The sequence below is a fragment of the Sphingopyxis sp. UBA6723 genome (assembly GCF_002454115.1).
Lineage (GTDB): Bacteria > Pseudomonadota > Alphaproteobacteria > Sphingomonadales > Sphingomonadaceae > Sphingopyxis.
The window spans coordinates 269,835-290,390 of sequence record NZ_DKIH01000009.1 but is presented as its reverse complement, the minus strand read 5'-3'; the positions used below and the strand labels follow the sequence as shown (position 1 = coordinate 290,390).

Genomic DNA, 20,556 nt, shown 5'->3' with positions numbered 1-20,556 from the left:
CCATTCCGGCCCTATCTCAGGCCAAGCCAGATCAAGGCGACCGTGCCAAGAATGATTCGATACCAGGCAAAAGGCGCAAAGCCGAAGCGACCGACGATCGCGACCAGCGCCTTGACCACCGCTAGCGCGACGACAAAGGCGACGCCCAGCCCGATCGCAATCGCGGTCAGATCGTCGATCACCAGCACATCGCGATCTTTCCACAGCGCATAAACGGTCGCGCCCAACATCGTCGGGACGGCAAGGAAGAAGCTGAATTCGGCCGCGGTCTTGCGCTCGACCCCCATCAGCAGCGCGCCCATGATCGTCGCGCCCGACCGGCTGACCCCGGGGATCATGGCGATGCACTGGATGATACCGATGATGATCGCGGTCTTGAGCGGCATCCCTTCGACGCTCTCGACCTTCACCACCTTGACCATGCGTTCGATCACCAGGATCACGACGCCGCCGACAATCAGCGCGACCGCGACGGTCGTCGGCGACTGAAGCAGCGCACGGATCGCTTCGTAGGCTACCGCGCCGATCAGCATTGCGGGCAGGAAGCCGATCAGGATGTTGCGGGTGAAGGCGATCGACGACGGATCGGCGCGCAGCAACCCCATGCCGACATTCCAGAAGCGCTGGCGATAGGCGACAAGGACCGCAAGGATCGCACCGAGCTGGATCGAGATCTTGAACGCCGCCGACCCCTCGCCGGTAAAGCCGAGCAGTTCGGCGGCCAGGATCAGGTGGCCGGTCGACGACACCGGCAAAAACTCGGTCAGCCCTTCGATGATGCCGAGCAGGATGATGGTCGCGAGGTCGTGCATATATGGTCCTGAGGTTGTTCACCCCGGACGACCCAATGATCGGGTGGGGCAGGGCATCGCCCGGGTGGCGGGGTCAGGCGGGCTTTTGCACCGCAAAACGCCCATGGCGACGATATTGGACCAGCCAATCGTCGGCGACCGCGGCGAGCGACGTCGGTACGACGCCTAACTCGGCCAGTCCTGCGGCGCCATCGGCAACGACATTGTCTTTTTGCAGCATCAGCCACTGGTCCTTGGTGATCGGCGCGCCGGGCGCCCAACCGAGACCCGAGGCGAGCGCCCCGGCGACGACGTCGGGGACGTCGACGAACAGCGGTGAGCGGCCTGTCGCGCCAGCAATCCAGCGCTGCAATTCGCCCATCGTCAGCACTTGCGGCCCGCCCAGCTCGAAGGTCCGGCCTGCGGCCGTATCGCCCAGCGCAGCGACCACTGCATCGGCTACGTCGCCGACATAGACCGGCTGAAACTTCACGTTCGGCGCCACGACCGGGATGACCGGCGTCATGCGGATCATCGCCGCAAAGCGATTGATGAACTGATCCTCGCGACCAAAGACGATCGACGGACGCAGGATGGCGGCGGCGGGGAAGGCGGCGCGCGCCGCGGCCTCGCCATCGCCCTTGCTGCGGCCATAGGCCGACGCGCTGCCCTGATCGGCGCCGATCGCCGAGACATGGACGAGCGTTCCGACCCCAGCGGTTTTGGCAGCTGCAGCGACATGCCCGGCGCCATCGGCCTGCACCGCCTGCATATTGTCGAACGCGCCGACCAGGTTGATCACCGCGTCGCTGCCCTGGACCGCGCGTGCGATGCTGGCGGGATCGCGGACATCGGCGGCAACGAACTGCGTCTGCCCCAGCCCGCCGAGCGGTTTCAGAAAGGTCGCGGCGCGCGGGGTGCGCTGCGCGACGCGGACGCGCGCGCCGCGCGCGAGCAGGCGTTGTACGACATAGCGGCCGACGAAGCCGCCGCCGCCCAGCACGGTGATCAATTGCCCGTCGAGTTTCTGCATGGGATCCGCCTGTGATCGATTCTTCTGGAGTGGCGCGGTCTGCGCCCGGTGGCTTCCCATGCCGCGAAGCGGCGAAGGGGGCAAGGGGCGACAGCGGCCCGGCGGCGGGAAAACCGCCGCTTTGCGATAAAATGTGCGGCGACCGGCGCACCGCGGTTGACAAGCCGCCAGCCCCGCCGCTAAGCGCCCGCTCCTACCCCGTGCCCAGATGGCGGAATTGGTAGACGCACCAGCTTCAGGTGCTGGCGATCGCAAGGTCGTGGAGGTTCGAGTCCTCTTCTGGGCACCATTTACTTGTTCCCCAAAGCCCCCCAATGCTTGAAAAAGCGGCAGAAATCTGAAACTAATCATCCCTCTTTGCAGCGGGGTGCGTCATGGCGTTTCTGGATAATCCGTCGAAATTGGGGGCATGGTTGGGGGCATATCTGCCCAAATGCACCCAATTCACGAAAAGCGATGCCCCCAAATGTCGCTGAAGGTCGCAGAAATCAGCGCCTTTCGGGCGGGCGATACACCCTACAAAAAGGCCGATGCCAAGGGGCTGTATCTGGAGATATTCCCCAACGGCTCCAAATTGTGGCGTTGGAAGTACCGCGTCGCGGGCAAGGAAAAGCGGCTGGCGTTGGGGGCATGGCCGGACGTGACGCTCGCCAAGGCGCGCCAGCTTTGCGAGGCCGCCCGCGCGACACTTGCCGACGGCGCCGATCCGGGGCTGGAGCGCAAGCGGGCCAAGGCGACCGCGCGGATCAGCGCTGCCAATACCTTCGCGAGCGTTGCGGCTGAATATATTGAAGGCAAAATGGTGGGCGAGGGTCGTGCCGAAACGACACTGGCAAAGGCGCGCTGGTTTCTCGACCTGTTGCGTCCAGCGGTCGGCGAATTGCCGATCAGCGACGTTGATCCCCAAATGCTGCTCGCCCCGCTGAAAAGGCTGGAGGCACGCGGCAATAAAGAAACGGCAAAAAAGGTCCGGTCCTTTGCCAGCCGCGTGTTCCGCTATGGCGTGGCGACCGGGCGCTGCAAGGCCGATCCGGCCGCGCTGCTCCAAGGCGCGCTGGTCGCGCCCAAGGCGCGGCACTATGCCGCCATTCTGGAACCGGCGAAGCTGGGCGAGCTGCTACGCGCGGTCGATGCCTACACGGGCAATCCGACCACGCGGCTGGCGCTTCAAATCACACCGCATGTCTTTGTGCGGCCGGGGGAACTTCGCCATGCCGAATGGTCTGAATTCGATTTGGACGGGGCGATCTGGCGCATCCCAGCGGGCAAGATGAAAGCACGACGGGCACACAGCGTGCCGCTCTCGCTACAGGTGGTTGCCTTGCTGGGTGAGTTGCGCGCCCTGACGGGGGGAGACGGATATGTCTTTCCCGCGCTTTACAGCCCGCGTCGTCCAATGTCGGAAAATACCATCAATGTTGCTTTGCGCCGCATGGGGTTTGGCAAGGATGAAGCGACGGCCCACGGTTTCCGTGCGACCGCATCGACGTTGCTCAACGAAAGCGGCAAATGGCAGTCCGACGCCATCGAGCGCGCGTTGGCGCACGGCGACAGCGACGCGGTGCGAGGCACTTATTCGCGCGGGCAATATTGGGAAGAGCGCGTGCGCATGGCGACGTGGTGGAGCGATTATCTGGATCGGCTACGCGTAGGTGGCGAGGTGATTCCGTTTGGACACGTCGAGTCGAACAAACGGTGATTCACCTGCGACCATTTCTTGGAAACGCGCGAATCAAAATTTTTCGAGGTTTTCCATCCCTCTGGCTCATCTTCCGAACTAAAATGCTGATTTACAATCATATTATAGTAAAGTGGCTGCGTTGAGACGAATCAAATCATCGACGAACCGAGTCCCTAAAACGTCATTTAATACGTCACGGCGCTTCTGGGTGCTGCTATAGTAGCGCCATGTTAGATGTTGTCCGCATGGGGGCACCCCTGACTTGGAAAGGAGGATAAAATGACAGCACGGCAATTTTTGACTGTTCAGGAGTTTTGCGACCGCTTCGCGGTTTCGCGTTCGACCTATTATCGGCTGGTCGCCAGCGGCGACCTTGCGCCGGTGCATATCGGGCGTGCGGTTCGCGTTCGCGCGACCGACGCGAACAACTGGGCAGACTCGCTTGCGAACGACAACTGAGCCGGGGCTGAAAGCAAAAGCGCCGACGAAAGCCTAGACCTTCGCCGACGCGGTATCCAAATCTTGGCGGACTGGATAATCGCTTTCTACTCCGATTCACGGATTGTGATCAAATGGAATCGCACGGCGCGATAGGCATTTGGGATCAGTCGAACGGCAGGGCCGGGGCTATTGGTCCCGGCCCCATTTCCCCTGATCTGTGTTAGGGTGTCCCCTGTTGCCGCTGGGCGTGCCTTTGAAACTTGCGCAATTTTGTGCCCCGGTGTTCCGTAGCGGCTGCGCGGAAAGAGGGCATAGTCTAGCAGTATCAACGACTTGCTTAGCTGACTCCCCCGCTACCCTTTTATTAGGTGCATCGAATGACCCCGCGAGTTGTTGACGCGGCATCACGCCCGCGCCTGTTGAAGCGCGGCGGACGGCGCGATAGGGGCAGGGAGCGTGACCGGCTTACCGAACGCGAGTGCCGCGACCTGATCGCAGCGGCGCACAAGGCATTGGGAGCCGGGCGCCCCTTCAATCGCTTTGTTACGCTGGCATGGGTCAACGCCGGTATCGGGCAGGATGCGGTCGCGGTTCGACGCGTAACGGCGGCTTGGGTGAAGCTGGCGCGCGACTGGCTGGGCGCGCGGGGACATCGCCCGCTGGTTTGGGCTTGGGTAATGGAGGATGGCGCGAACCGCGGCGGGTTGCATGTCCACCTTTTGATGCACGTCCCGAACAATCTGGCGCCGCTGTTTTCTCCCATGCCGAGACGATGGGTAAAGCAGTTGACGCCGGGCGGGCGCTATGTGCCCGGCAGTCTTGATACAAAGAAATTCCGAACCGCCGATCCCAGCGGCAGCGATGCGGCGTGGGTGGGCTACGCGGGCGAATTGAACGCGCGGCTCCACTACATTTTGAAAGCCGCCCCAAGGGCGCTGGAGGGCAATCTAGGCATCGAAGGGTGGCGATGGCCGGACGCGCCCTGCTGGGGTCAACATTGCCGTGTCAGCGGAACGAGGATGCGCATCTGGCAGGGATGGCAGCGTGTTCGCTAAAATAGGGCGAAATAGACAGGGGAAGGGTCAAACCCTGTGGCACCGAGGCCAGACCCCGGCTCAATTCCGCCTTCAAAACGCTAACCCAATTTTTCGCCCGCGCACGCGAGGCCGCGTTTCCGCCAGTGTCCCGACATCCCATTGCCTATCGATTTAGGAAAATCTTGGCGGCGGCGGCCGGGGCGGATAGACCTGCGCGATGCATGATCCCAGCCTGTTCACGTCCGGTGCGCTTTTCACCCAGGATTACCTTTCCCAAGGCATTGTCGGGACGGCGAATTATCAGGCGGTCGATGTCGTCGGCTTGCGGTCGGAGCTGGTTCAAATCATTGCGGGCTTCCCGCACGCCGACACGCCGAACGAAGCGACGACCGAGGGGGATCTGGTTTGGCCGATTCTTCGCTTGCTGGGCTGGAGCGACTTTCTGACCCAACAGAATCTGTCAGCGGCCGGTCGCGTCGATGTTCCTGACGGGCTGCTGTTTATTGATAGCAACGCGAAAACAAGCGCCAACGCGCATCCCGAAGAGTGGCGGCGCTATGAATTCGGCGCGGCGGTGTTGGAAAGCAAACGCTGGGGCCGCGCGCTCGACCGCGCCGAAGGGCGCAAAGGCGCCGACCGCGATACGCCCTCAACCCAATTACTGCGCTACCTGCGCCGTATCGACGATTTGACCAACGGCCGCTTGCGCTGGGGTATCCTGACCAACGGCGGCAAATGGCGGCTCTATTTTTCAGGCGCGCGCTCGACCATCGACGATTATCTGGAACTGGACCTGTCGCGCATCCTGTCGCTCGATCCCGCTTTGCGCGATACTGATGTGACCGATGCCGACCGCGACCATTGGCTGGCGGTATTCGTCGCCATGTTCTCGCGCACCGCCTTCGAGCGCGCGAGCGACACGGCGCCCAGCTTTCACGATAGCGCGAGGCGCGATGCTGCCTTTTACGAAGAACGGGTGGCGAAAAGCCTGTCGGAAAAAGTATTCGGCACGCTCTATCCGTCGCTGGGCAAGGCAGTCGCGGCGGCAGCACCGGCCGACACCCCGCTGGACGACGTGCGACAGGCGACGCTGATCCTGCTCTATCGTCTGCTGTTCGTCCTCTATGCCGAAGATCGGGGGCTGTTGCCGGTAAAGGATCGGCGGTTCGATGACTACGCGCTTCGGATCGCTCGTATTGACGTGGGAGAGCGCAAAGACGCCGGGGACGCCTTTTCCGCAGTAGCGCGCAATTACTGGAACCGCTTCGCTGACCTTGCCACGATGATCGACAAGGGCGACCCGTCGGTGGGATTGCCACCCTATAACGGGGGGCTGTTCAACGCCGATGCCACGCCCCTGCTGGCGTCGATTGCGCTGCCCGACGCGGTTATGGCCGAAGCAATCGACATCTTGTCGTTCGAACAGGCGGGCGGTCGGCGGCGCTACATCAACTATCGCGACCTGTCGGTGCAACAGCTCGGGTCGATCTATGAGCGGTTGCTGGAATTCGAACTGACGCGCGATGCCGACGGCGTGGTCGATGTCCGGCCGAACATATTCGCGCGCAAGAATTCGGGCAGCTATTACACGCCTGACGAACTGGTCCTGTTGATACTGGACGAAACGCTGGCGCCGCTGATTGACGATGCGTTGGAGGGTTTCAAAGCCGCACTGGCAGCGCTCAAACCCAAGGACAGCGAAGATTATCGCATCGCGCAATTGCAGAAAGCCGACCCGGCGCGGGCGATTACGCGCTTGAAGGTCTGCGACCCGGCGATGGGGTCAGGACATTTCCTTGTTTCGCTGGTTGACCGGCTGACCAATCACGCGCTCGACGCTATCGAAGAGGCCCGCTCGCTCGCGCGCGACGTTGCCGAACTCGATTATGAAAGCCCGGTGTCCGAAGAAATTCGTAAGGTGCGCGCCACCATCCGGCATAATGCCGACGATGCGGGCTGGAGCGTTAGCGAAGAGCAACTGGACGATCCCCAGCTCGTGAAGCGCATGGTGCTGAAACGCTGTGTCTATGGCGCCGACAAGAATCCGATGGCGGTTGAACTGGCGAAGGTCGCGCTGTGGCTGCATACCTTTACCGTCGGCGCGCCGCTGAGCTTTATCGACCATCATCTGGCGGCGGGCGACAGCCTATTCGGGCTTTGGGTGCGCGATGCGCTCGACAAGGCCGGAAAGGGCGGCGGTCTGTTCCTTCACGAACCACTGAACAACGCACAGCGGCAGGCGGCGGTCATGCGCACCATCGAATCGCTGACCGATGCCGAGGTAGCCGAGGCGCATCGCAGCGCAGAAATGTGGCACGATGTCGAAGCACAGACGGGGCCGCTGGACGGCTTTGTCAGCTTCATGCACGCGCTCGAATGGCTCGACCTGAAGGACAAGAAAGACAAGGCGGTGGTCGCGCTATGGCTGGACGGCCGGTTCGGTGAACCGATCCCGATTGCTCGCGGCCGGGTTGCACCGGAAGGCGGCAAGGCCCGTGCCGAAGAGGTTGAACGCTTCACGGCGATCTGGCGCGAGGCGCGGGCGCTGATCGACGAAGAGCGTTTCCTGAATTGGCAAATCAGCTTTCCCGGCGTCTGGGACAATTGGGACAGCGTGGAGCGTGAAGGGGGTTTCGATGCCATTGTAGGCAATCCGCCGTGGGACCGGATCAAGCTGCAACAGGTGGAGTGGTTCGCGGCGCGGCGGCCGGACATTGCGAAGGCGCAGCGAGCATCCGACCGGTCGGGCATGATAAAGGCGTTGAAAGATGCTGGCGACCCGCTGTTCGACGATTACCAGAAGGCCGACAAGCGCGCCGCCGATACGATGCGGATTGCGCGCAAGGGCGGCCACTATCCGTTGTTGAGCCGAGGCGACATCAACCTTTACAGCCTATTTGTCGAGCGGGCGCACACCTTGGTCAAACGCGGCGGCATGGTCGGACTGTTGACCCCCAGCGGCATCGCGTCTGACCTGTCGGCATCGGAGTTTTTCCGCAAGGTCGCGACGGGCGGGAATTTGCGCGCGCTCTATGATTTTGAGAATCGGAAAGTGTTCTTTCCCGACGTCCACGCCAGTTTCAAATTCTGCGTGCTCGCCTTCAGCCCGCAGCGGTCGTTCGGGGCCGCCAAATGCGCCTTCTATTTGCATTCAGTCGATGAACTGAAAAATTCCGATCAGGCTTTCCCGATCACGGCGGCCGACTTTGCACGGGTCAATCCCAACACCGGCACCGCTCCGATTTTTCGCACCCGCCGCGACATGGCGTTGACGACCGCAATCTATGGCCGAGTGCCGGTGCTGGTCGATAAATCTGGCGACGCGCCAAAGGCAACATGGCCCGTCAAATATGCGACCATGTTCCATATGACGAACGACAGCCACCTATTCCGTACCCGCGCCGAACTGGAGGGGCAGGAAGGCGCATGGCCGGTAGGCGGAAATCGTTGGCAGTCGGCGACCGGGGAGTGGGTGCCTTTATATGAAGGCAAGATGATTCAAGCCTTTGACCATCGAGCTGCCAGCATTGTTGTCAATTTTGATAACCTCAATCGACCAGCTCAGCCTTTCGCTGCGACGCCGGATCAGTCATCAAATCCTGACTGGCTCGTCGATCCCCAATTTTGGGTTAAGCCCGACCGATCAGTTTACCCGGATTTAGGCTGGGTTCTGGGTTTTAAGGAGATAACGGCTCCGACCAATGTAAGGACGATGATCGCGGCGTTGTTGCCGAGCGTGGGATTTGGCAACAAGGTGCCCGTATTATTGCCGGACGGTGACCATCGCGATGAATGGCTATTAGCAGCCAACCTTAATTCGATCCCATTCGATTTTGCAACACGGCAAAAAGTGCAGGGGCAAACGCTAAATTTGTTTATCGTCGAACAATTGCCGGTAATCGCGCCGCGTGAATACGCACGTCCTTTCGGCGAGAAATTTGCTGCCAATATTGTCAAAGAGGCGGTGCTCGAATTGACCTATACCGCGCGCGACATGGCTCCGCTCGCGCGATATCTCGGTTACGTCGATGAAGCGGGCGAGGTGCTGCCGCCCTTTATCTGGGACGAAGAGCGGCGACTGCATTTGCGCGCCAAGCTCGATGCGCTCTATTTCATTCTCTACGGCATATTTAATCCGGCCGACGTGGCGCAAAGCCGCGACGATATTCGCTACATCTATTCGACGTTCCCGATTGTCGAACGGCAGGAAGTTGCCGCCTATGGCAGCTATCGCAGCCGCGACCTTGCGTTGGCCTATATCAACGCGCTGATCGCGGGACAACCTGACGCGGTGGTCGCGGGGTAATGGCGAAGCGCAAGCCCGACGTTCGGCAGGATGGCGCCCTATATTGGTTTTCGCTCCCCAAGGCGGCTGGACTGACCGGGTTGACCAAAAAGGAAATGATGCGCCGCGCCGATGCGCGCGAGCTGCGCACCGATCCGGCCGTGCCCGATGAATATTGGTTCGAGCGCGAAGAGATATGGGCGCTGAAAATGGCAAAAGAAGCCCGCTCGGAGGCATGGCAGGCGCGCAATCCCGACGGCGCGAAAAAGCGGATCAAGACGCCTGAACAGCAAGAAAAGGCATGGGAGAAAATGTCCGGCGCGCGGGCGCAAGGCTGGCGACCCGGCGGCGGCGGCGTGTCGTCGCATTATGAAAAAGTGCTGTTGAGCGAAATTGCCGAGGCGAACCGCAAGCGGAAAGACCAAGGGCCGAAATGACCGAATTCGAAATGCCGAGCTTGATTGCCGATATGGTGGCGGCCCGGAACAAGGTTCGCGAACATTATCGGGCGATGCTCGACCGGCAGGGGAGCGCGGTCGAACTAAAATTTACGCTCGATGGCAATCTGGTCGGTGACATCGGCGAAGCGCTTGCCGCGCAGCTATTCGGCATAAGGTTGGTCGAAACCAAATCGACCGAGGGCATCGACGGTTTTGCGCCCGACGGCCGAACGGTGCAGGTCAAGGCGACAGGAACGGGACGCGGTCCGGCCTTTCGCTGTGTCGAAACGCGGGCCGAGCATCTGCTATTTTTCGACCTGGACTTTGATCGCTGTCGCGGCGCAGTCGTTTACAACGGCCCAGAACACTATGTGGTTCGCCACCTGCCCGACGTATTCGCCAATCAACGCCAGCTGTCACGGCTGCAAATCCGCGCCGCCGATGCGATGGTGCGGCCGGACGAACGACTGGCGCGCATCGAAATTTAGAGATTCGGTGCGCGTCGATTGCTGCTATGATGGCAACATGGGTGGTTACGGATCAGGACGGCAAGGCGGGCGACCGATTGCGGACAATGCGCTGTTCGTCGAATTGTCGTGGATGCTGCGCACCGGGCGCGCGGCCGATGGCGCGATAAGAAGCGGCCAACTGAGCTGGCAGCGACGGGGAGAGACGGTCGCGTGGATTGGCTATCGGTGCGACATGACCGATCCCGACGCGGCGATGCTGACGCTGGATTATCGTCGTACACCCAACGGCGGCGAACCCGAAAGCGTGACGCAGCGGATCAGGCTGGTTTCGACGCAACCCCATTTTGGCGGACGGCGATGGTGGATGCTTTGCCCCTATCGCGGGGTGCGCGCCGACAAGCTGTATATGCCGAGCGGCGGCGACCGCTTCGCATCGCGGCAGGCATGGCGGCTGGGCTATCAGTCGCAACGCGAGACGGCGCGCGACCGGCCATTCTCGCAACTGTTCGCGCTGCAAAAGCGGCTGGGGTGCGAACGGGGCTGGGAACAGCCGATACGCCGCCCGAAGGGAATGTGGCACCGCACCTATGCGCGGCTCGAAGAGCGCTATTGGGAACTGGACGACCGCTGTGCTGTCGAGATGATCGGGTCGCTGTCGCGGTTTCGGGCATTGGGGTTGGCGCAGCCCTGATCAACGGTTCCCGGTTCACTACTTTAGTGAAAAATAGTGGGGTAGTGCGTCCGATTGGGGGCATATATGGGGGCAGAAAATTTTCCGACTGATATTTTATCTAAATATATCAATTGAATAGAGATGAAAATCGAGTCCTCTTCTGGCTCCATTTCCCGTCCGACGGGGTGCTGATCACGACGAAGCATCCATCAAGGTCTGATGCCTAGCGACACGCTCGATGTCCCGGGATGGTCAAGCCATCAAACTTTCATCCCGACGCATAGCGATCACCGATATTTTCCGGGGATTTGGTGACGGCCCGCATTCGATTCCTGGCCGGGCGTGTCCAAACCGGCGCCGCGATAATGGTCGCGGCCGTTCGTTGCCGAACGATGCTTGTTTTCCCCTCACCGCGCTGTTACAGGCGCGCCTCGTTGCCGCTTTAGCTCAGTTGGTAGAGCACATCATTCGTAATGATGGGGTCACAGGTTCGAGTCCTGTAAGCGGCACCATTCTCCCAAATTATTGCTGGTATTGGTTCGCGCATTGGCGCGGCGGTGATGTCGCGCGCTTTTGGTTTAGCAGCGGCGCGCACCATTTTCCGTGTGGTGCGATGTGCCACCCCTTGGCGTCGCAAGCGCGTCCGAGCAGTGCTTGGGACGCACTTGGTGGCGGGCAAAAGCGGTGGCATTTCACTTGGTTCGGTGGCCTACTTTATGTGACCTAGTACGTTTGTCATTCTAGTGGGGCCTCGCCGGCGCTTCTAGGGTCCGCCGCGGGCGCCTTTGCCATCTGGCGGGCTGCGCGGGGAACGGACTATCATGAATCTGGCGGTTTTGCGCACGGCGATGGCGCGTTGGATGGCAATTGCGGTGCTGATCGTGTTTGGCGCGATGTTGCCGCAGACGGCTGACGCGCAGCATACATCGACCGAGTGTCCGCCGCAAACTGCAACGGTGGCCTATGGCGGCACGGTGAGCATTGATGCAACAGACTGTCATGCCGGTTTCGGGCTTGGCACCGTTGCCTCGCCGCCAACGCATGGTACCGCTACGATTGGTCCTTTCGGGCCGCAACAGTTCATCAATTACCAGCATAATGGCAGCAGTGGAACGACTGACACGTTTCTCGTGCGCGACGGAAATGCGCCGCCGAACAATATCATTCAGGTGACGATCACGATCCTCCCGCCCACATCGTCGATTGCCATTTCGCCGGCGTCGCTGGCGCCGATGACCGCCGGGGCGCCCTTTTCGCAAACGCTGAGCTCGACCGGTGGAGTAGGGTCCTATACCTATTCACTCAGTTCCGGCAGCCTGCCGACGGGTTTGACGCTCAGTTCGGCGGGAGTGATTTCGGGCACGCCGACGCTCCGCGGCACCTACACATTTTCGGTGCGGTCGCAGGATTCGGTCGGCGATTTTGTGGTCAGAGGCTATACCGGCACGGTCGCCAATCCGACGCTCGTGATCAATCCGGCTTCGGCAACTGCGGCCCAAAATGCGCCTTTCTCATTGAACATTGGCGTCAACGGCGGCGTCGCGCCCTACAGCTTTTTGCATGAAGTCGTCGCCGGGCCTCTTCCAGCAGGCATGTCCTTGTCTTCGACCGGGGTGTTGAGCGGTACACCAACGACGATCGGCACCACCAATTTCCGGATGCGGGTCAGCGACTCCAGCACCGGTCCCGGCACATATTTCCAGCTTCAAGATTTCAGCTTTACCGTGGTGGCGCAGCCAGCGGTATCGATCGCAGTCTCGCCGTCTTCGGTGTCCGAAGATGGCGCGACCAATCTGATTTACACCGTCACGCGCAGTGTCGCGAGTTCCAGCCCGCTGACGGTAAACCTGGCAACGTCGGGCACGGCGATTGCCGGGACGGACTATAGCGGCAGCGTCGCTTCCGTCACTATTGCGGCCAACGCGACGACCGCGACCGTGGTCATCGACCCGACCGCGGATTCCCTGATCGAAGCCGACAAGACGGTGATTTTGAGCGTGGCGGCAGGCGCTGGCTATACCATTGGAGCTCCCGCTTCTGCGACCGGGACGATCCTGAACGACGATTTGTCAAGCGCGTCGATTACGGTTTCTCCGGCAAGCGTCGTCGAAAACGACGGGCCGAATCTGGTGTATACGGTCGCGCTGAGCGCGGCGGCCACGGCACCGCTCACGATCAATTATACGATCGGCGGCGACGCGATTAACGGCAACGACTATGCCCCGATCGGAACGTCGGTGGTCATCGCTGCCGGTGCAACCAGTCAGACGATCATTGTCAATCCCAACAACAATGGCACCATCGAACCCGACGAGACGGTGGTGATCACGCTGGCGCCGGGCGCAGGTTACACGGTCGGCGCCCCGGCAAGCGCGACGGGCACGATCCTGAACGATGATTTTCCCAGCATCTCGGTCACGGACGTGACGGTTGCCGAAGGCAACAGCGGGACGACGAATGCAGTCTTCACCGTGCAATTGTCCGCGCCCGCCACATCAGCCGGGGTGACCTTTGACATTGCGACATTCGCCAGCACCGCAACGGCGGGCGAGGATTTTGTCGCGAACAGTCAGACCGCCGTGGTGATCCCGGCGGGTGCGTCGTCGGCGACCTTTACCGTGCTCGTCAACGGCGATGTGCTGAACGAAGCCGACGAACGGTTCTTTGTCCGGATCGCCAATGTGACCGGCGCATTTGTCAACGGGTCGCAAGGGACGGGAACGATCACCAACGACGATCCCCTGCCGACGCTGTCGATCAGCAGCCCGTCGATCGTCGAGGGCAATCTGGGTAACCGGACGCTGAATTTCGTGCTGACGCTTGATGCGCCGAGCAGCCTGGGGGTGTCGGTCAATGTCGCGACGGCCAACGGCACCGCGACCGCAGGCAGCGATTATGTCGGCACGACCGGCGGAATTTTCTTTGCGTCTGGCGAAACCAGCAAGACGCTGCCGGTGACGATCAACAGCGACACGGCGCCCGAAGCCGACGAAAGCTTTACGGTCACCATGTCCGGCGTGACCAACGCGACCATTGGTGCGAACCCCGGCACCGGGACGATCCTCAACGACGATGTGCCGCTTGATATTCAGCCTGACACGCTGCCGAACGGGACCGTCGGCATCCTGTACAGTGCGATCCTGACCACCGATGGCGGCACGGCGCCCTATAGCTATGCGGTGACCGCCGGTACCATACCCGCGGGGCTGACCTTTGACCCGAACGGCACCCTGTCCGGAACGCCGATCGCGGCGGGCAATGCCAACTTCACGATTACGGCCACCGACAGCAGCGGCACGCCTGGACCCTATTCGGCCAGCCGCAACTATACGGTGACGATTGCGCCGCCGTTCATCGAACTGGTGCCGTTGACGCTGCCCAACGCGACCTTTGGCGTTCCCTATAGCCAGGCAATTACCGTCGACGGGTCGATCGGGCCATACAGCTTTGCGGTTACCTCGGGCAGTTTGCCGCCCGGGCTCACCCTCGCGTCCGACGGCACGCTGGCCGGGACGCCAACCCTGGGCGGGCCGCGCACATTTACGATCACGGCAACCGACGCGACGCCCGCGCCAGGACCGTATAGCGGCGCGCGCGCCTACACGCTTACCGTCGATGTTCCGGCGCTCGTCCTGCCGACCACGACCTTGCCCGATGGCGCCACTGACGTCGCCTATTCGGCGCAGATCAATCCGGCGACCGGCGGCGTGGCGCCCTACACCTATGTCGTGACGTCGGGCGAACTGCCCTATGGCCTGACGATGTCGGCGTCGGGGGCGATTACCGGCACGCCGACGACGGCCAATCTGTTCGGTTTCGTCGTCACAGCGACCGACAGCAACAGCGGCACCGGCCCCTCGGTCGTCCAGCAAAGCTATTCGATCAATATCGTCAACACGCCGCCCGTCGTCGGCGCCGTCACCGCGAGTGTGCCCTATGGTGCCGGACTGACCCCCATTCCGCTCAGCATCACTGGCACCGCCAATTCGGTCGCGGTGGTCACGCCCCCCACCAATGGCCGCGCCGTGGTCGATGGCATGACGATTAGCTATATCCCCGATACCGGCTTTGCCGGAGCCGACAGCTTCACCTATCTCGCCAGCAACAATGGCGCCAATTCGGCCCCGGCGACGGTGACGATCAGCGTTGCCAATCCGGCGATCACGGTCACTGCGGGCGGGCCGCTGACCGCGACGGTCGGCACGGCTTTCAGTCAAACATTCACCTTCAATGGCGGGACCCAGCCCTTCACCAACTATCAGGTCACCGGCCTGCCCGCCGGGATGCAGGCGGGGAGCAGCGGCGTTAACACCGTCGAGATCATCGGAACACCGACCAGCGCGGGCAGCTTTACGCTCACCGTCTCGGCGACCGACGCTTCGACGGGTGCCGGGCCTTTCAATGCCAGCCAAACCTTCACCCTTGTCGTCGCGGGACCGGCGTTCACGATGACGCCGGGGGCGGGGACACTGACCGCGCCCTATAATGCCGCATTCGCGCAGGCCTTTAGCGCCAGTGGGGGTGTCGGGCCGTTCACTTATGCGCTGACCGGTGCCTTGCCCGCCGGCCTGAATTTCAGCGGCAACACGCTCAGCGGCATTGCGACCGCTCCGGGCAGCTACCCGATCACCGTTACCGCGACGGACACCGGCTCGACCGGGGCCGGTTCGCCGTTCACCATCGCCCAGGCCTATACGATCAACGTCCCCGCACCGACGATCAGCATCGCGCCGGAAACGCTACCCAACGGCAGCGTCGGGGCGAGCTACAGCCAGACAGCCGTCGCGTCAGGCGGGGTCGCGGCTTATGGCTATACGGTGACCGCGGGCGCACTGCCGCCCGGCATGACCCTGTCGGGCAGCGGCGCTATCGTGGGTACCCCGACGGCGGGCGGCACCTATAATTTCACCCTCACCGCGACCGACGCCAATGCGCAGAGCGGTAGCCGCGCCTATAGTTTGACGATCGGCGCCGCGATCGTGTCGTTGCCGCCGACAACGCTGGCGGGCGGCCAGGTCGGTTTTGCCTATTCGGCGCCGCTGAACCCGGCGACCGGCGGCACTGCGCCCTACAGCTATGCGGTGACCGGCGGGGCCCTGCCCGGCGGAACGACGCTGTCGGCGGCCGGGGTGCTTTCGGGTACGCCAACGGCATCAGGTACCTTCAACTTCACGGTAACGGCGACCGACAGCAGCACGGGCAGCGGCCCCTATACCGCGACGCAAAACTATTCCCTGCAAATCGAGCAGTCCGCGCCGGTCGCCAATCCGGTGTCGGCGACGGTTGCCTATGGCAGCGCGGCGAACCCGATTGCGCTGACGATCACGGGTGGCACGGCTGCGAGTGTCGCGATTGCCGCGCCCCCGGCCAACGGCATTGCCGTCGCCAGCGGCACCAGCGTCACCTATACGCCGAATGCGGGTTTCGCGGGGAGCGACAGCTTCACTTACACCGCGACCAACCCGGGCGGGACGTCGGCTCCGGCGACGGTGACGATCACCGTCGGCAATCCCGCGATCACGATCGCGGCGGATGGTCCGCTCACTGCGACGGCGGGGATGGCGTACAGCCGGACCTTTACCTTCAGTGGCGGCGCGCAGCCCTTTGCTGGTTATCAGGTCACGAACCTGCCGATCGGGCTGGCGATCAGCGGCAGCAGCGCGAACAGCGTGACCGTGTCGGGAACGCCGGCCAGCGCGGGCAGCTTTGCGCTGGCCGTCTCCGGCACCGATGCCTCGACCGGCAGCGGGCCGTTCAACACGGTTCAGACCTTTACGCTTGTCGTCAACGCCCCGACCTTGGCGCTGACCCCCGCGACGGGCAGCTTTACCGCCACTTATGCGGCGGCGTTCAGCCAAGCGATTACCGCAACCGGCGGGGTCGGTCCCTACAGCTACAGCTTGACCGGCAATCTGCCGGCGGGCGTCACGCTCAATCCGTCGACCGGACTGCTTTCCGGGTCGCCGACGGCGTCGGGATCCTTCAACTTTGCGGTCACCGCCACCGACACGGGATCGACCGGAGCCGGGGCGCCGTTCACGGTGCAGGGCAATTACAGCCTGACCGTAGCGGCGCCCTCGGTCGCGGTGACGCCCACCAGCTTGCCGGTTGCCGCCGCAGGCACCGCCTACACGGCGACGCTGACCGCCACCGGCGGGGTGGCGCCTTACAGCTTTACCCTGGGCGGCGGCGCGCTGCCCGCAGGGCTGTCGCTGTCGGCGGGCGGAATCGTGTCGGGAACGCCGACGGCCGCGGGCAATTTTGCCTTCACCGTCAACGTCACCGACGCCAACGGCCAGGTGGGGTCCGCCAATGTGACGCTGGCGGTCGGCAACACCGCGATCACGATAACCCCGGCGACGCTGCCTCGCGGCACGCAGGGTGTCGCCTATAGTCAGAGGGTGACCGCGACGGGTGGCATTGCGCCCTACCGCTTTGCCGTCAGTTCGGGATCGCTCCCGCCGGGACTCACGATCGACGCGGCGACGGGGGTCATCGCCGGAACCCCGACCGGATCGGGCGACACCAGCTTTGCGATCACGGTCACCGACAGCACGGGCGGCACACCCTCGACCGCGACGATCACCTACACCCTACAGATCGTCGCGCGGCCCAATCCCGCCAACGATCCCGAAGTGCGCGGACTGATCCAGGCGCAGGTCAATTCGGCGCGGCGATTTGTCGATACCCAGGTCGGTAACTTCAATCGCCGGCTGGAGGGGCTGCGCCGTGGTGGCGGCGGCGGCGGGTTCAACAACTCGCTGCGGATCAACGCATCGGATCATTGCATCGATACCATCACCGCATGGACGAACCCGGTTTGTGCCAATGCGGGCGGCAATGCGGTCGGTGGGGCAAACCGCCAGTCGGGCGGTTTCGGCGCCAATACCCAAGCCGGCTCGCTGGCGGGCGGAATGCTGGGTGGCGGTGCGATCGGAGCGGCGGCGCCGCCCGCCGATGAGGCGCAGGCGGCGGCGGGGGGCGCAGGGTCCGGCAACGCCGCCATGCCGCTCACGATTTGGGCGGGTGGCACGATCCGCTGGGGCGATCGCGACGAAAAAACCGGGCGTCCGTCCGAACGGTTCGAATCCGAAGGGGTCACTTTTGGCGCTGATTATCGGTTCAACCCCTCTTTTGTCGCCGGCATCGGCGTCGGCCTGGGCCGCGAGACGACCGACATCGGTCGCAACGGATCGCAGAGCGAGGGCGAAGCCAAAACGCTGGCCATCTATGGCAGTCATCTGCTCGGCGGCGGTCTTTATGTGGACTGGTTGGCAGGCTATCAGTGGCTCGATTTCGATCTGCGCCGCTATGTCACCCTGTCGGGCATGATGGTCAATTCGTCGCGCAGCGGCCGCCAGTGGTTCGGTTCGGTGTCCGCGGGCGCCGACATCGAAAGCGGCGATTGGCGCTTCACCCCTTATGCGCGGATTGATGCGCAGCGCGGTACGCTCAACGGCTATACCGAAAACAGCGGGTCGGTGTTCGACCTCACCTATCTGGATCAGGATGTCGCGTTCACATCGATCGGGGCGGGCGCGAAAATCGATTATCGCATAGCGGTCGAAAACGGCTTTTTCCTGCCGCGCTTGCGCCTGGAATATCAGCGCGACGTCGAACGCGACGGTCAGGCCCTGGTCGCCTATTTCGATCAGATATCGGGGCCGTTCAACGCCGTTCCCCTGACCGGGTATGCGCGCAGTCGGTTGTTGATGGGCTTTGGCGTCGAGATGATGATCGGTGACCGAACCGCGGTCGATGTCGAATATACGCGTCGCCACAATAGCGGAGCGGGGGCCGATCAGGGCGTCTTGATCAACGTCAAACAGGCTTTTTGACGGTGCGCGGCGGCACAACCGCGTGTCTGCTGCGACGATGGCCTGGGCCTTGTGGCGGACGCGCGGAAAAATCTGTGCCACACCGCGCTCCGTCGGACGAAGCGCGGTACGTTATCGCGCTTTAGAACCTGCGGACTGTTCAGCTCGTCATGGCGCTTTGGCTTCGTGATGATAATTTGGCCGGCCGAGCGTTCGCTGTGACAGAAAAGTTTATCGCAAAGATGATCTTCCGCCGCCTGAAAAGCACCCCGATCGAAGAGCGGTCGGAGGAGATGCAGGCGTGGATCCGCATGTTCATCCTCATGCTCGTTTCCGCTTATGCGATCGGCGCGAGCATCATCACTTCGCCCGAACAGCGGATTCAGCCGTGGGCGATCGAAGTGCTCACCTATTTTGCATGTTACGCCCCAGTCGCTGCCGGGCAGCTATATCTGATCATTCGCTTTCCCGGCCATTATCCGGCGCGCCGGATTTTCGGGATGATCAATGATTTTGCGGGGCTGGGGTTCGCGCTCATCGCGGGGGGCGCCGCGATGCTGCCTACTTACGCGATCATCATGTGGGTCACCGTCGGCAACGGCCTGCGTTATGGGTCGCGCTACATGATCATCGCGGGTGTGATGGTGCAATTCACGCTAGCCGTGATCACGGCGCTGACGCCTTATTGGCGCGCCAATCCCATCCTGGTGTTTACCCTGTCGCTGACGACATTAATCGTACCGATCTACATCCAGACGCTGCTTCGTGATATCGAGCAAGCGCGCCGCGCCGCCGAGGAGGCGAACACCGCAAAATCACGTTTTCTGGCCCAGGCCAGCCATGACCTGCGCCAGCCGGTTCATGCGATCGGGTTATTCCTCAACAGTCTGACCCAAACCGGTCTGGCGCCCGAGCAGCGCACCATCGTCGATCGGATCGATCGATCGTTACAGGGGGTTGCCGAGCTGTTTCGCTCGCTGCTCGATATTTCCACGCTCGACAGCGGCGCGGTGACGCCGAAGCTTGAACCGGTGGCCATCGCCCAGCTGTTCCGTATGCTCGAACAACAGAATCAGGTCAGCGCGCAATGGGCCGGGGTCGATCTGCGCTTCGTTGCCTCGCGTCGCATCGTGTTGGCCGATCGGGCGCTTTTGCTGACCATGTTGCAAAATCTGGTGTCGAACGCGATCAAATATGCCCCGCGCGGTCCAGTTCTGGTCGGCTGTCGCCCGCGCGGCGACAATGTTTCGATTTGGGTCGTCGATCGCGGCCCAGGCATCGCGGCCGAGCATTTGCCGCGGCTGTATGACGAATTTTATCAGATCCGCAAATTGGGCAGCGCCGATATGCAGGGTGTCGGGCTGGGCCTGTCGATCGTCAAGCGACTGGGCGCGCTGATGGGTCTTGATGCCGAAATTCGCTCGACGCCGGGGCGGGGGACGGGCGTCGCCATTCACGGGTTGGCCGCGGCCGCTGCGTTGCCGTTGCGCACGGTTGGTCGCAACACCAGCTATGCCGTGCCGCTGCACGGCCTGCGCATCCTGCTTGTCGAAGATGACATCGATGTGCTTGATGCGACGGCCGACCTGCTGCGGACATGGGGCGCCGATGTTACCGCCTGGTCCACGGTGCCGCCGCACGCGCAGCCATGCGATCTGATCGTCACCGATTTCGACATCGGCGGCGGAAGGACCGGTGCTGACTGCATCGCACTCCACCGCGATCAACAGCCTCCGCCAATGGCGATTGTGATGACGGGGCATGATGAAATAGCGATCGAGGAAAGCATCGCCGACGCGCGCGTCCTTATCCTCAAAAAACCGGTGCAACCTGCCGAGCTACGGTCGGCAATCGCGGCGTTGCGCAGCCGCCGGGGGTAGTACGAAGC

At 62.5% G+C, this 20,556-nt stretch carries 11 protein-coding genes and 2 tRNA genes; 11 read left to right on the top strand and 2 right to left on the bottom strand.

The features are described 5' to 3' along the window. Positions 1 to 11 precede the first annotated feature (11 nt). Entirely contained in the window at positions 12 to 812 is an 801-nt protein-coding gene (locus B4F07_RS07470) for an undecaprenyl-diphosphate phosphatase (protein WP_293698206.1), read from the bottom strand. Between the two features lie 73 nt (positions 813 to 885). After that, positions 886 to 1,824, bottom strand: coding sequence for a complex I NDUFA9 subunit family protein (locus B4F07_RS07465; protein ID WP_293698203.1), 939 nt, complete (start codon positions 1,822 to 1,824; stop codon positions 886 to 888). Positions 1,825 to 2,026: 202 nt separating this feature from the next. Between B4F07_RS07465 and B4F07_RS07460 the strand changes: the two genes are divergently transcribed. From B4F07_RS07460 to B4F07_RS07410, 11 genes are all read left to right on the top strand, one after another. After that, positions 2,027 to 2,113, top strand: a tRNA-Leu gene (locus tag B4F07_RS07460). 177 nt (positions 2,114 to 2,290) lie between these two features. After that, on the top strand, positions 2,291 to 3,523 hold the full coding sequence (locus tag B4F07_RS07455; RefSeq protein WP_293698200.1) for a tyrosine-type recombinase/integrase: 1,233 nt from the start codon (positions 2,291 to 2,293) through the stop codon (positions 3,521 to 3,523). A 261-nt stretch (positions 3,524 to 3,784) separates the two neighbouring features. Next, on the top strand, positions 3,785 to 3,964 hold the full coding sequence (locus B4F07_RS07450; RefSeq protein WP_293698197.1) for a helix-turn-helix transcriptional regulator: 180 nt from the start codon (positions 3,785 to 3,787) through the stop codon (positions 3,962 to 3,964). 359 nt (positions 3,965 to 4,323) lie between these two features. Beyond that, positions 4,324 to 5,001, top strand: a complete 678-nt coding sequence (locus B4F07_RS07445) for a hypothetical protein (RefSeq protein ID WP_293698195.1) — start codon at positions 4,324 to 4,326, stop codon at positions 4,999 to 5,001. Positions 5,002 to 5,200: 199 nt separating this feature from the next. Beyond that, complete coding sequence (locus B4F07_RS07440; RefSeq protein ID WP_293698193.1) at positions 5,201 to 9,289, top strand: Eco57I restriction-modification methylase domain-containing protein; 4,089 nt, start codon at positions 5,201 to 5,203, stop codon at positions 9,287 to 9,289. After that, complete coding sequence (locus B4F07_RS07435) at positions 9,289 to 9,705, top strand: hypothetical protein (RefSeq protein ID WP_293698190.1); 417 nt, start codon at positions 9,289 to 9,291, stop codon at positions 9,703 to 9,705. The genes B4F07_RS07440 and B4F07_RS07435 overlap by 1 nt, the downstream gene beginning before the upstream one ends. After that, positions 9,702 to 10,196: a DUF6998 domain-containing protein gene (locus tag B4F07_RS07430; protein ID WP_293698187.1), complete on the top strand. Its 495-nt coding sequence runs from the start codon at positions 9,702 to 9,704 to the stop codon at positions 10,194 to 10,196. Before B4F07_RS07435 ends, B4F07_RS07430 begins: the two co-directional genes overlap by 4 nt. Before the next feature lie 37 nt (positions 10,197 to 10,233). Continuing rightward, positions 10,234 to 10,869 (top strand): hypothetical protein, encoded by a 636-nt coding sequence (locus B4F07_RS07425; protein ID WP_293698184.1) that lies wholly within the window; start codon positions 10,234 to 10,236, stop codon positions 10,867 to 10,869. Between the two features lie 418 nt (positions 10,870 to 11,287). Then, positions 11,288 to 11,363: transfer RNA gene (locus B4F07_RS07420), tRNA-Thr, on the top strand. A gap of 309 nt (positions 11,364 to 11,672) precedes the next feature. Next, complete coding sequence (locus B4F07_RS07415; RefSeq protein WP_293698181.1) at positions 11,673 to 18,689, top strand: putative Ig domain-containing protein; 7,017 nt, start codon at positions 11,673 to 11,675, stop codon at positions 18,687 to 18,689. Positions 18,690 to 18,910: 221 nt separating this feature from the next. After that, entirely contained in the window at positions 18,911 to 20,548 is a 1,638-nt protein-coding gene (locus tag B4F07_RS07410) for an ATP-binding response regulator (RefSeq protein ID WP_293704695.1), read from the top strand. Positions 20,549 to 20,556 lie beyond the last annotated feature (8 nt).